At 46.5% G+C, this 13,179-nt stretch carries 13 protein-coding genes; 7 read left to right on the top strand and 6 right to left on the bottom strand.

Translation table 11 applies throughout. The features are described from left to right. Window positions 1-380: 380 nt before the first annotated feature. The 4 genes from ACVA53_RS04175 to ACVA53_RS04160 all read left to right on the top strand — a co-directional run bounded on the left by ACVA53_RS04175 (window position 381) and on the right by ACVA53_RS04160 (window position 4,338). A complete protein-coding gene (locus ACVA53_RS04175; RefSeq protein WP_255041775.1) occupies window positions 381-1,367 on the top strand; it encodes an efflux RND transporter periplasmic adaptor subunit in 987 nt (328 codons plus the stop codon). A 23-nt stretch (window positions 1,368-1,390) separates the two neighbouring features. Continuing rightward, window positions 1,391-2,620 carry an ABC transporter permease gene (locus ACVA53_RS04170; protein WP_255041774.1) on the top strand — a complete coding sequence of 410 codons (1,230 nt, stop codon included), beginning with the start codon at window positions 1,391-1,393 and terminating at the stop codon, window positions 2,618-2,620. 84 nt (window positions 2,621-2,704) lie between these two features. Next, window positions 2,705-3,385, top strand: coding sequence for an ABC transporter ATP-binding protein (locus ACVA53_RS04165; RefSeq protein ID WP_255041773.1), 681 nt, complete (start codon window positions 2,705-2,707; stop codon window positions 3,383-3,385). Between the two features lie 176 nt (window positions 3,386-3,561). Further along, on the top strand, window positions 3,562-4,338 hold the full coding sequence (locus tag ACVA53_RS04160; RefSeq protein ID WP_255041772.1) for a ribonuclease H1 domain-containing protein: 777 nt from the start codon (window positions 3,562-3,564) through the stop codon (window positions 4,336-4,338). A 67-nt stretch (window positions 4,339-4,405) separates the two neighbouring features. On the opposite strand, the gene ACVA53_RS04155 is transcribed toward ACVA53_RS04160, so the two are convergent. Both ACVA53_RS04155 and ACVA53_RS04150 read right to left on the bottom strand, forming a co-directional pair. After that, window positions 4,406-4,645 (bottom strand): RNA recognition motif domain-containing protein, encoded by a 240-nt coding sequence (locus ACVA53_RS04155; RefSeq protein ID WP_255041771.1) that lies wholly within the window; start codon window positions 4,643-4,645, stop codon window positions 4,406-4,408. Window positions 4,646-4,718: 73 nt separating this feature from the next. After that, window positions 4,719-5,594 (bottom strand): radical SAM protein, encoded by an 876-nt coding sequence (locus ACVA53_RS04150; protein ID WP_255041769.1) that lies wholly within the window; start codon window positions 5,592-5,594, stop codon window positions 4,719-4,721. A 266-nt stretch (window positions 5,595-5,860) separates the two neighbouring features. Here ACVA53_RS04150 and ACVA53_RS04145 point away from each other — a divergent pair, with 266 nt between their 5' ends. The 3 genes from ACVA53_RS04145 (at window position 5,861) to ACVA53_RS04135 (ending at window position 9,266) form a co-directional block, all read left to right on the top strand. Beyond that, window positions 5,861-6,850, top strand: coding sequence for a zinc-dependent alcohol dehydrogenase family protein (locus ACVA53_RS04145; RefSeq protein WP_255041768.1), 990 nt, complete (start codon window positions 5,861-5,863; stop codon window positions 6,848-6,850). A gap of 113 nt (window positions 6,851-6,963) precedes the next feature. Continuing rightward, window positions 6,964-8,328 (top strand): MATE family efflux transporter, encoded by a 1,365-nt coding sequence (locus ACVA53_RS04140; protein WP_446504551.1) that lies wholly within the window; start codon window positions 6,964-6,966, stop codon window positions 8,326-8,328. A gap of 29 nt (window positions 8,329-8,357) precedes the next feature. Beyond that, window positions 8,358-9,266, top strand: a complete 909-nt coding sequence (locus tag ACVA53_RS04135; RefSeq protein ID WP_255041766.1) for a LysR family transcriptional regulator — start codon at window positions 8,358-8,360, stop codon at window positions 9,264-9,266. Window positions 9,267-9,304: 38 nt separating this feature from the next. Here ACVA53_RS04135 and ACVA53_RS04130 read toward each other — a convergent pair whose 3' ends face one another. From ACVA53_RS04130 to ACVA53_RS04115, 4 genes are all read right to left on the bottom strand, one after another. Beyond that, window positions 9,305-10,624, bottom strand: coding sequence for a ferredoxin reductase family protein (locus tag ACVA53_RS04130; RefSeq protein ID WP_446504550.1), 1,320 nt, complete (start codon window positions 10,622-10,624; stop codon window positions 9,305-9,307). 159 nt (window positions 10,625-10,783) lie between these two features. Continuing rightward, window positions 10,784-11,215 carry an EamA family transporter gene (locus tag ACVA53_RS04125; RefSeq protein WP_255041762.1) on the bottom strand — a complete coding sequence of 144 codons (432 nt, stop codon included), beginning with the start codon at window positions 11,213-11,215 and terminating at the stop codon, window positions 10,784-10,786. A 20-nt stretch (window positions 11,216-11,235) separates the two neighbouring features. Then, entirely contained in the window at window positions 11,236-12,423 is a 1,188-nt protein-coding gene (locus ACVA53_RS04120; RefSeq protein ID WP_255041760.1) for a multidrug effflux MFS transporter, read from the bottom strand. After that, window positions 12,423-13,067: a recombinase family protein gene (locus ACVA53_RS04115; protein WP_255041759.1), complete on the bottom strand. Its 645-nt coding sequence runs from the start codon at window positions 13,065-13,067 to the stop codon at window positions 12,423-12,425. Before ACVA53_RS04115 ends, ACVA53_RS04120 begins: the two co-directional genes overlap by 1 nt. Window positions 13,068-13,179 lie beyond the last annotated feature (112 nt).

Raw genomic sequence — 13,179 nt, 5'->3', positions numbered from 1 at the left:
AATCAGGATACTATTCCAATGAATATTAAATTAGTTGGCGTTTTCACTGCTTTTGCATTGGCAGTAGCAACATCTGGTGCTCATGCATATAGTTATAAATCCTATTATAAACATGATTATAAGTCATATCACAAATCCGATTACAAGCCTCAAGTTAAGTATAAAAAAGCTACGTATAAGTCTAAAACCTGTAAATCGAGCAAAAACTATTACGGTTCTAAGACAAAATACAGCTACTCCAAGTGTGACCATTACTATGGTTACTAACTAAATATATGTTAGCGGCAGCACTAGTAGCTGTCGCTAACTCATTGTCTTGTATACCAAGGTTTTTTTTCTTTAAGGTGATATATGCTTTTTATTTCGGAGTTATTATATCGATGTATTCAGTTTATTGGTTTCGCTTAATAACTTTCCTCCTATTTCCTTTGCTTGTGGCTTGTAATGATGTAAACCATGAGCCGGAATATTCCTCACCACTTGGGTTAACGCAACCGGATGAGTCTGATTCCATTTATGAACCGGAGCCCTTGGTTATTGCTTCGGGAACCTTGAAGCCAGTAGGCGAAGTAGAAGTGGGTTCTGAAGTATCGGGCAGGATAATTGAGTTACTGGTTGATTTTAATGATGTTGTCCAAAAGGGACAAACGATCGCACGTATCGACCCGAAATTTTTTGAAGCTCAGATTCGTCAAGCCGAGGCCTCCTTGCTCAATGCAAAGGCGTTGGTCGCAATGAAGAAGGCATCATTACGTCAATCTATACGCTCTTTGAAGAGAATAAAGGCCCTCAATAAGCGTAAAGCCGTGTCGCAGAATAGCTTGGAAGAAGCTGAGACGAATGTATGGGTTGCGGAGGCTGAATTGGAGCAGGCACTGGCTGTTGTGATTAGCCATGAGGCCGAGTTGGAAGAAGCAAGAGTGACCTTATCCCGCACCGAAATTCTCGCTCCCATTGATGGTGTGGTGCTATCCCGTGAAGTGATGAGTGGACAAACCGTTGCGGCGAGTCTCGAAGCGCCTAAGTTATTTAAAATCGCCCACACCTTAAATGAAATGGAAATTCACGCCAGAATTGATGAAGCGGATATTGGCCAGATCCGCACAGGTCAGAAGGCTGAATTCACCGTACCGGCCTATGGAGATCGACGTTTTAAAGCAATAGTCGAACAAATTCGGGTTGCCCCGTTAGTGGTGGATAATGTTGTAACCTATACCGTTGTTTTATCCGCTGAAAACAATGGCGATTCGTTACTGCCGGGTATGACCGCCGTTGTCGAGATCACCACCGATGAGACATCTGATAGCACAAATGCGAGTTACACTTCACGCATTGAGGAGTCAATGACGTCAGGCTGGATACGCTAAATGGTTATTAGGGTTCTAACGCAATGAGCTACTGGTTGTATCTTTCTAATGCGCTGAGAGTTATATATCGCCACCGACTTCGCAGTGCATTGACGATCTTGGGTATTATGATTGGTGTCACGGCCGTTGTGACTGTGATCGGGGTGGGAGCTGGTAGTCAGCATCAGGTGTTGCAGCAAGTTGAGAGCTTAGGTGCCGATTTACTTTTTATCGAACCCGATGTAATGGAAAGCGGTGGCGTGCAAATGAAAGGCCATTCATCAACACTGACCGTCGATGATATTACAGCTATACAAAATTTGGTCCCAAATATAGTGGCAACGTCTCCGTCTGTATATGCAGAGGGGCGGGTTATTTACCAGGCGCGTAACTGGATAAGCCGGATACAGGGTACGACACGCGACTATCTATTGCTGAGAAAGTGGAAAGTCGCTCAAGGGCGTATGTTTAATGATATTGAACAAAGCCGGGCAAAAAAAGTGGCAGTGCTTGGTGAAAGCGTCGAGAAAGCATTATTTGAGGGGGAGAGTGCTATTGGTAAAACAATACGCATTGGAAACACCCCATTTAAGGTGATTGGGGTGTTACAACGTAAGGGGCAGTCCCCTGGGGGAATGGATCAAGATGACAGGGTCCTTATTCCTCTTTCTACGGCCAAACTACGCATTATCGGCTTGAGCAAAACGCGTCCTGGGTCTATCCACTATGCTCATATTCGTATTGATGATCAAAATAAGATCAAAGACAGTATTTTTCATATCCAGCGTGTTTTAAGACGCCAGCACCGACTTCCAGAGAATAAACCCGATGATTTTATCATTAATGATTTAACCGAGCTTCAGGAGAGCATGGCCGATGCCACTCGCTCTATGACCTTTTGGTTGGCATGCGTGGCGGCCATATCGCTGGTCGTGGGTGGAATTAGCATCATGAATGTGATGCTGGTAGCGGTTCGTGAAAGGACCGAGGAAATTGGCCTGCGTCGTGCATTGGGAGCAACGCATAAAGACATCAGAAATCAGTTTATTATTGAGGCAACGTGTCTTACCACAATTGGAGGGCTTTCTGGTCTCGTTTTGGGGGTGGTGTTAGTGTCTGTTGTTGCAACGATGCGTAACTTTCCGGTGATGATTACTCCAAGCGCCCTTGTATTAGCGCTTGGCTCAGCCTGTTTAGTCGGACTTGTTTCGGGGCTATATCCTGCTCTAGTTGCTTCTCGGCTTGACCCTATTCGGGCGTTGAAGCGAGAGTAATACCAATCTGGATAAGTAGTTGATTAAATATTTATGTAGGTTGGTATAAATTTTGTCGATACGAAAAAGCATGAGGAAGAGTACATGGGAGAAAGTGTATCGTCATTGGTGCAGTTGGACACAGTTAGCCGAATTTACGCCATGGGCCAAACGGATGTCACTGCGCTAAGTGCTGTTTCTCTTTCCATATGTGCCGGGGAATACATTGCGATAACCGGTACGTCCGGTTCTGGCAAATCTACTTTGTTGCAGATCATTGGCTGTTTGGATACACCGACAACAGGGCGGTATGTCCTCAATGGTACCCGGGTGGACGAACTCTCAGACTTTGATCTTTCCCATGTACGCAACCATCAAATTGGGTTTGTCTTTCAAGCTTTTCATCTGCTGCCGCAATTTAATGTTTGCGAGAATATCGAACTGCCTCTTCTTTACCGAAAACTAACAAGCCAGCAGCGCGAGAAAAAAGTCAAAGAAGCTCTGGGCAAGGTCGGTTTGAATAAACGTGGCCTTCATAAACCCCATGAGCTTTCAGGTGGTGAGCGGCAAAGGGTCGCGATAGCCAGAGCGTTGGTTGGCTCGCCGTCACTTCTGTTAGCGGATGAGCCGACGGGTAACCTGGATCATAAGACCGGTGAAGAGATCATGCATATTATTGAAAGACTAAACGCTGAGGGAGTAACGGTGGTTATGGTGACGCATGATCTCGAAAAAGCACAGCGTGCTCGTCGCCGAATTGAAATGCAAGATGGCCGGATCCTTTGACCCTACCGGTGATCACCGCATCGAGTATGTCTAATATAAAGCTTTAAATAAACAAGATTATTGGCCGACGTGGCGTAAGTATAAATGCATACTTTTCAGTTTGGTCGCTTGCCTTGATGATCTTTGCCATAGATACTGGTTGTCGATTTAAGGAGCTTGCTTAGGAGATCATTGGGTTGGCTAAAAAGTATTATGTCGTCTGGAAAGGGCGGCAAACAGGCATTTTTACATCTTGGGCTGAGTGTAAGGCGCAAGTTGATAAATTTGCAGGCGCAAAATATAAGTCGTTTCCAACGAGAGAAGAAGCAGAGAGTGCATTTGGGGGACAGCGAGCGGGTAACCCGTCGGCTCAGAAACCAAGCAGTGCTAAATCCGTATCTAAGACAAGTAAGCCTAAAAAAGCACCGCTGACTCAGGCCCAAATTGATGATATGCCCTTTGAGATAAAGATATTCACTGACGGCGGCTGTGATCCTAATCCCGGTGAAGCTGGCTCAGGGATCGCCGTTTACCAAAACAATACATTGACCGAGTTGTGGTACGGCATGTATCAATCATTAGGCACCAATAATACCGCGGAGCTCAATGGTTTAAATCAGGCATTTTTACTGGCAAAAGAGAAAATAGCTAAAGGTTATACCGTGGCTATTTATTGTGACTCTAATTATTCGATCCAGTGTATCACACAGTGGGCGAAAGGCTGGAAATCGAAAGGATGGGTGAGGCCTGGAGGTGAGATTAAGAACTTAGATCTTATCAAACCTATGTATGAGCTATACCAAGAACTTGAGAAGAAAATAACGATACATCATGTTAATGGCCACGTCGGGATTGAAGGTAATGAACTGGCTGATCGTATGTCGATTGTTGCCATTGATACTAAAGAAGAAGGTCTGAGTTTGTATCGCGAGACCTCTGATATTTCAAAAATTCTCGCATTGCGAGCAGGCTAATCAAGCTAGACCCAGAAAAACAAAAGCCAGCGTGTCACTCGCTGGCTTTTTAGTGTTGAAAGCTGAATTATGCGTCAGCGTTCTTAACTCGAATTTTGCTTTTAGCAAAACTGGTCAGATTCAGGGCTGAGATGGCTGCTTTCGCTTCATCGTCATTTGGCATTTCAACAAATGCAAAGCCTTTTGACTGGCCTGTTTCTTGGTCTAAAACCAGAGTGCATTCTGCTACTGAACCATGAGTAGAGAATAGAGCACGAATTTCATGCTCAGCAGTGGTGCGCGCTAGGTTGCGAACTAATAGTTTCATGATTATCCATCTGGATGATAAGTTACGTGCGGATTGTCGCAGGTTCGCCTACGCAAACCAAGATAAATAATACCTACCAAGCAAACGTCTGAATCATGTTCTGTTTGGTGATGGGATTATGGGCAATATCCTGATTGATTTTGTCCAAGAATGGCTGTCGTACCGCTGGTAACATACCGCGCATTGGCGAGATATTATTGCCGTGGTCGCCCCAGTAGTAACACGGGAAATCAACCAAGTTCTCCAGTAAGTATTTTTCTTCTTCCAGTATTTGCAAGGGAGTCGGCAGGGTGAACTCACCGCGATTAATTTCCCTTTCTAACTCAGAACCTGGTTGTACTGCCAGCGCCATCGGCGCAATGGCATCCGGCTGCATGATATTGAGCAGGCTAGTGGTATTGACCGCATGCTCCACAGAGCGTGCTTTTCCACCAAGGCCGAAAATAAATGATGCCAGTACCTTTATTCCCGCCTCTCTTGCCATATCCATCCCTTCGATAGCGTGTTCACGGGTCATGCGCTTCTTGATCCGTTCTAGGACAATCGGATCACCCGATTCCAAACCGGAATAGGCCATGCTCAAGCCTGCCGATTTCATTTCTTTGAGCTCAGCAATGCTTTTGCGACGAAAATCATTGAAGCCAGAATAAAGCGAGATGTTCTTGAGCTCTGGAAATGTGGTTTTGAGCTTGTCCAAAATCTTCAGCAGCATGTCAGTTCTCATTGCCATTACATTGCCATCGATAAGGAAGATTGATTCTACACGAGGGTAAATCACTCGCGCCTCATCAATATCGTTGAATATGTCTTGAATATCCCTGACTTTGAACCGCTTATCGTCAAACATGGTACAGAAAGTACATTGGTTGTTACTGCAACCGAGCGTTGTTTGGATAAGTACGCTCTCGGCCTCCATCCAAGGGCGATAAATTTTACCTTCATAGTGCATAACACACTCCTCGAACATGTATCGGAATTGATGCGGTGCAGTTTAGCGAGACGTAATGGCGTTGATAACTGGGCTGGACGTGAAATGACACTTAATGAGAATTTAATAATAAAGTAATTATTAATTATTACTTAAAACTCATTCGTCGTTGAGTGGAATTATCATTTTCGCCACGCCACATATACTTGTCACCAAGCAGTCAATGATGAGCCTGACTGAAGTGTGTTGGGCCATTTATCACGCATTCTATAAAGAGGTTATTTTCCATGAAAGCAATGGTCATTCGTGAATTTGGTGGTGTTGAAGGTTTTGAGCAGGCTGAGCTACCTAAACCAGAGGTAAGCGCCGGTAATGTATTAGTGCGCATTGCCTCAACCAGTGTGAACACTATCGATATGATGATCCGTGAAATGGGTGAGGGCCTACCGTTTTCACCTCAAGCACCAGCTGTGCTTGGGATGGACTTTGCAGGGGTTGTTGAAGCCGTTGGTGAGGGTGTCACAGAGTATAACGTCGGCGATGAAGTCTTTGGTTGTGCCGGTGGTTTGGGCGATTTACCAGGCACATTGGCTGAGTATATATTGGCGGACGCTAAGCTGATTGCGCACAAGCCGAAGAATTTATCGATGACAGAGGCAGCAGCCCTACCATTGGTTGGCATTACCGCTTTCGAAGGCTTGCAGCGTGCAGGTATCGGTCAAGGTCAGAAGGTATTGGTACATGGCGCTGCTGGTGGTGTGGGTCACGTTGCCGTTCAGCTTGCCCGTCACTTTGGTGCTGAAGTGTATGGTACGGGTAGCGCTGGTGAGCAAGCAGCCCTTATCGAAGAACTCGGTGCAACCGCGATTGATTTCAAAGCTGAATCTGTAGCGGATTATGTGACGAAGCATACTGATGGCGACGGTTTTGATGTGGTTTTTGATTCGGTCGGCGGTGCAAATCTCAATAATTCTATTGAGGCGGCAAAGCTCAATGGCCAGATTGCGACGACCTTGTCGTTCCTGGAGTTGGATCTTTCGATGGTTCACATGAAAGGTTTATCGCTGCATGTGATCTTCATGCTTATTCCGATGATCCACAACAAAGGCCGCGAAGAGCACGGCAAAATTCTAGAAGCGCTGGCTAAAATTGCTGAAGCCGGAGAGCTGAAGCCAGTTGTTGATGCTCAGCGTTTTGCTCTGGAAAATGTTGCTGCGGCACATAATCACCTCGCGAGTGGTCAGGCGATTGGCAAGGTTATGATTGATATAGCTTAAAGGACTGCGGCTCTTCTCTTGATTTTAAGGCTTGCCTAAGTGCAAGCCTTTTCATCCTTTCATACCCCTATCAACCTCGTTTGCTTCAACCTTGCTCATAAGGTAACTGATATATGCTCTCTGCCTCACCGACACTTAAGTTGATCATTAGCAGGACGCTCCCCCTAACTGTTGGACTGTTTGCTATTATGCTGGTGCAACTGGTGGATTCTGTGTTTATCGGGTTGCTGGGTTTAAACCAACTGGCGGTTCATGGAATGACACTCCCTTTCCAAACGGTTTTTGTTGGCCTGCAGGTCGGCATTGGTGTGGCGGCGACGTCGATTATTGCAAGGGCTCTAGGGGCAAATAAAAAAGATAAGTCTGCTGTTGTTTCAACGATGACGGTGTGTTTTGGAAGCTTATTGATTGCGATGGTGTGTTTGCTGCTGTGGTTATCTAGCAACTGGGTTTTTGCTGCTTTCTTTAATGAGGAAATACCGCATGCGCAGGCTGTAATGCTGCAGCAAATTTTTAATCGCTATTGGCCAGTGTGGCTATTGAGTGCCTTTTCGGTGGCGGCTCTTTATTTGGTAACCTGTGTCTATCGCTCTCACGGTGACAGTAAAATCACGGGCATGATGTTTGTTATCGCAAGTCTGATAAATCTGATCCTAGACCCGCTGCTGATGTTTACCTTTGAGATGGGGATTACAGGTGCAGCGTTAGCAACCATCTTGGGGTACGGCACAACGGCAGTATACATGATAGTTAACGCTAGACGTCGGCAGTGGTTTTCAGCCATAGATATTAGTAGCGAAACAGGGAAAGTGTTTTGTGAATTGGTGAGAACGGCGTTGATGACCACTGCAAACCAGGTGTTACCGTCAGTCAGTGCTTTTATGGCCATGTTGCTGATCACGAACATGGGCACTGACACCATGGCTTTTTGGAGCTTACTCATTCGGTTTGAAAGTTTTGCGATTGTCTTTACCCTTGCATTGACCATGTCAGTCCCACCGCTTATTGGGCGCTATCTTGGGGAAGGTGCATGGCATGAAATTTCAGATGTACTGATGGCAACTGCCAAGTTTGTTGTGGTGTTTCATATTGTGATAGGTGGAGTGTTGTCGTTGGCTATACCGTTGTTGTCTCCGTTAATCAGTCAGCAAGATAATATTCAATCGTGGTTTGAAATTGCTTTAACGATATTACCTTACAGTTATGGACCGCTGGGCCTGTGCATGGTGGCTGTCTCGGCTTTTAATGCCTTGGGATTGTCACACCGGGCGCTGCTCGTCACTTTCACTCGGCTGTTTATTTTGTATATACCCGCAATTTGGATTGGGGTAATAAGCGGCAGTGTCAGCCATATTGTCATCGCTGCATCTGTGGCCAATGTCTTGGCTGGGGTAATGGCGGGGCTGGCTATTTGGAGTACCCTGGCTAAGCAAACCCAAAGAGATATTCCGCGATCAGGGGATGTTGTTGTAAGCTAATAAAATCTTCGTGTATTGGGTTCTTATTAATGAATATTGAACACCTTCGGCTGTTTGTCCGGATAGCGTCTACCCATAACATTAGTCAGGCTGGGCAGGAGCTTGGCCTCTCGCCCCCTGTGGCTAGCATGCATATCAGTAAGTTGGAAGAAAGTTTGGGCGCGCGTTTGATACATCGTACAACGCGCAAGGTGTCATTGACCGAGGAAGGGATGGCCTTTTTGCCCCATGCCGAAGAAGTGCTACGAAGTGTCGATTCAGCCCGTGCGTCGGTGGGTACTGCCGCTGGTGGATTGCCGCATGGGACATTACGTATTACCGCCCCGGCGTCTTTTGGTCGCATGCACCTTATTCCCGCACTTAAAGGCTTTTTGGCTAAATATCCCGATCTTTCGGTTGATATAAGGCTGACCGACTCCATTATTGATCTGGTTGAAGGGGGCTTTGATGTTGCCATTAGAAATGCTGAGCTACAGGATTCGAGTCTGATCGCCCGCAAACTCGCCGTTGATAAGCGCATCATGTGTGCCTCGCCGCAATATCTTGCTGAGCATGGTAAGCCATCTTCACCGAAAGATCTCAATAACCACCTTTGTATTAATCATACTGGATTGGAAGGGTGGCGTTTTGATACTCCTGAAGGTGTACAGAATATCAAGGTGAAAGGCACTATCAGAGTCGACCATGGCGAAGCGGTGCGTGATGCCAGTGTTCACGGGATGGGTATTGCAATGTGTGCGACTTGGATAGCCTACGAACACTTGACGCGGGGAGATCTTGTTCAAATTCTCGAAGACTACCCGTTGGTGGATGAAGCTGCTATTTGGGCAATTTACCCTAGCTCACAGCTCCTTGCGCCAAAAGTGCGGGCATTTGTCGACTATTTCGCCCAGCACTTCGGTGCACCACCTTATTGGGATCTGGAATTGAAGGGGTAGGGCCAAGAACATGGCTTCGCCCTCGATGATTGATGTCACTAGCGGAAATCAAATAACTCTGTATGGAAATGTGCCATATCGAAACCTTCACCATTCAACTGCTGGGTAATGGCCTTACCAAATGCGGTAGGGCCGCAGAACCAAACGCTCGAATTCAATAAATCGTCGGTGCGTTGCTGTATATCGGCGACGGTCAAAAAGCTATTTAGGCGATTATCAATAACATGAAACTCAACATTCGCCCCATAGGTCGCTGATTCTAAGTCGTGAATGAGCTGAGGTGATGGGTGCTCAGTACAATAGTAAAAGATCACCCGTTTATTGCTATTGTGTGATTTCAACTCGGATAATCTTGCCTTGAAAGCGGCACAGCCTATACCGCCAGCAATCCAGATCTGCGGCTTGTTATCATTGAAGTGAAAGTGTCCATAAGGACCTTCTACGTCAACCTGCTCACCGACCTGTATTTGGTTGTGGATATTCGAGGTGAAGTCACCCAAGGCTTTTACCAAAAACTGCACGGTTTTGTTTTTGCCCCCCGCAGATGTGATGGTAAAGGGGTGCGGCTCCTCCCCTTTGATGGTTAGGAAAGCAAACTGCCCAGAGTTATGACCTTTCCATTTTGGTACATCAATATCGATAAGAGTGGTTTTGTTTAGCTCGTCGTAATGGATCTGCGCTATCGTACCTTGATATTTTTGTTGTTTACCGATGAGCCCAATTAAGCTTATCAACGCAGAAATAACGCCAATTAAAGCAATAGCCACGACAACGGGTGTAATGAGGTGATCCCAATAGGAATGCTTTAGCAATATCACTGAATGGTAGGCTATAGCAATAAAGGCGATGGCCATTAGCTTATGGGTCAGCTTAAATCGTTTGTATTTGATTGGCACAAATAGGGCAATAAGTGTTAAGGCGATAAATAGGTACAACGCCCATTCGCCCAATGATTCTGCTCCGCCTCGAAGACCACGAATAACGTTGTAAAAAGAATCTGGATCTATCGTAGAACGAGGCTTTGCGCCTCTCTCAAGCAAACCAAATCGAACGAGTTGTTTGGGGACGATAGCTAACAACCAGTGCACTGTACCAAATATAACACCATAAATAGCTAACCATTTGTGTAAACGGTATGACTTATCGAGGCCAGAAGTTAACCGCTCAATAAACGGTAGGCGTAACGCCAGGACCATGACCATAGTCAATAGCAGGATCGAAGTGATCCCTGTGAATTGGATAAGGGAGCTCCGCCATTGCATTAACGTGGAGTTATCGAATAAATTAGGCTCAGCTTGTAGCCAGATAAGGGCGCATAAGGCAACAAGCCCTGCAGCGGTTAGATAGAGTTTCTTCATAGTACAAGCTCCTGTTAAGCTTATACTTTACCGCGCTGAATGTAATATAACGCCAGTTGGCGTAAAGGTGTGTAAAGGGCGGGGAATATATCCAGCCTTTGCATGAAGTGTAAGGCTGGATATGTAAGTGGTTATGGTCATCAGACGATTAAGTGCTTGCTATGCTTGCCAAGCAACCAATATGACCCCTAGGGTAATCAAGGCAACTCCAAGCCAGTTTATGGTACTGAGGTTTTCGCCAAGTAACAGCACGCCAAATACAGCGACCAGAACCACACTTAGCTTGTCTACCGGCGCAACCTGTGCGGCTTGGCCTAGGCTCATCGCTCGAAAATAACATAACCAAGAAGCACCCGTAGCGAGGCCAGAGAGCACCAAGAATACCAACCCTTTTGTCGATAAGGTGTCTAGTGATTGAAATTGTTTGGTGAAAAATGCAATGCCACCGACCATGACCAGAATGACGCAGGTACGGATAAAAGTGGCAAAGTCGGAATTTATGTTGCTTACTCCGAGCTTGGTTAAAATAGCCGTGAGCGATGCAAATACAGCGGACAAGGCCGCCCAAAAGAGCCAAGATGTTTGAAGCATGGTGATATCTCTAAAATAAATTAAGCTGTTTGGACTTGTGGGCTCACCTTGAACCCTCGGGTGATATTGCTCAGGGTGATCAGGGCAAAAACAACGATCACAATCGATAAATGCCACGGTTGGCTAAGACCCAATGTCACCAACCCCATACTGACAATTGAAGAAGCGATCATCTGGCCGCCTCCTGACATGGCTGCTGCGGCACCGGCTTGTTTCTTATATGGCTGCATTACCATTGCTTGTGAACATGGCAGGGCGATACCGTTACCCAATATCATCAGAAATTGTCCCAGCATCAGATATAGTGGTTCGACAGGACAGAAGAACAACCACAGCGCTGCGCCAGTATGCAAAACAGGTGTGAAGTAAAGCATTTTCTGTGTGCCGATTTTCGGTCTTACTCTGTTCGTCAACGTTGTTCCCATCAACATACCCAGAGCTGGGATCAGTGCCCACATGGCGTATTCATCGGATGTCATGCCGATCTGGTTCTGCATGATAAAAGGCATGACCGACACGGTGGTGATCATCAGGCTGAAGTTGAGCCAGCTAATACTGGCAAAGCTCATGAAGTAGCTTGAAGTAAGCAGTTGCCAATACTGTTGAGCCATTTTCCTTGGTGTCGGTACTTTCGAGGTTTGCTGCATGGTTTCCTTGAAACGAAAAGCAATTACCACCCAAACAAGGCTGACATAGCCAAGCAGAGAGGTAAAAACCATGGTCCAGCCAAAATGGAAGTTAATGAAGCCGCCAATGACAGGTGCCATTAAGGGGGTCAGTGAAGCGGCCATTGCGATGTAAGACATCGCTAATGGGAGCTCCGCACCATTGAATCGGTCACGGGTCGAAGCACGAGCAAGTACAGCGCAGCAACCGGTTCCCAGACCTTGGAGAAAACGCCCCATTACCATCCCGGTAAATGAATGGCTTAGCGAAATGATCATCAACAACCCGCATAGGGCAATCAACAAACCGGTCATCAAAACTTTCTTGCGGCCTAAGGCATCCGAGACCGGGCCATAAAGAAACTGAGAAGGACCAAAGCCGAGTAAATAGACACTGACGAGAAGCTGCGCTTGGTCGAGGGATATATCAAAATCTTTGGCAATCCAAGGCAGAGAAGGGAATACCAAGCCCATGCTCAATTGGCCGACGCTGATGATCAGGCACACTAGCCCTAAGGCTTTCCAGAAATTACGGTCGGTCATTACAGTTTTTTATCCTTGTGGCGAGTATTTTTGTGCCGGGTACGCAATGCGCCTTCATCATCGAACTGGCTTAATTTGCTTTTCACACGTTTGACGGTGGAAATACTGACCTCACAGCTGTCTGCAACATGCTGGAGCTTGTGGCCTTCGAGTAACAAGGCGGCTATTTGTTGGTGCTTCTCGCGATCCGCTGGGCGGCCTCGGAATTTTTGCTGCCACAGTTTAGGATCTTGTTTCATGGCTTTACGGCTATGCTCGGCAGCAAGCAGTCTGCGACGGGTTTGTACGGTGCCATAGCCACTGAGCAGTGATAGCAGTACTCGGCTAGATTCTGAGTCAGGGATAAAGGTCAGTGGCTCGGACAGTGTTTTTAGTATTACGCCTTTGTCGAGCAGTGCTGATACGGTTGCCTGAACCTGATTGAAGTCATGCCCGAAAGTGGTCAGCCACCATACCCACACCCGATCGCCCGGTTCGAGATTGTCGAACATATGGCGGAAGCCATGCCGATCCATCGGTGCGATATCGCCGCGCACACGATCTTGTACCTGTTCAGCTTCTGGTTCGGCGGAAAGCAGGGCATCAAGCTGTTGTTGGTGATCAGTATTTTTGGGGGAATAGCGCGAATAGATGTATTTCGCCATAAAGCAAAATTAAGCTCACTTGATGTAATGGCTCATAAATATACATGGAGAAGTCCATAAACGCAATGAATGGAGCCAGGCTGGGGTTATTCTGCGTTGGCTTTCAGTGACT

It is taken from the genome of Photobacterium sp. DNB23_23_1 (genome assembly GCF_052873815.1).
This window is presented reverse-complemented; position numbering and strand designations above follow the sequence as displayed.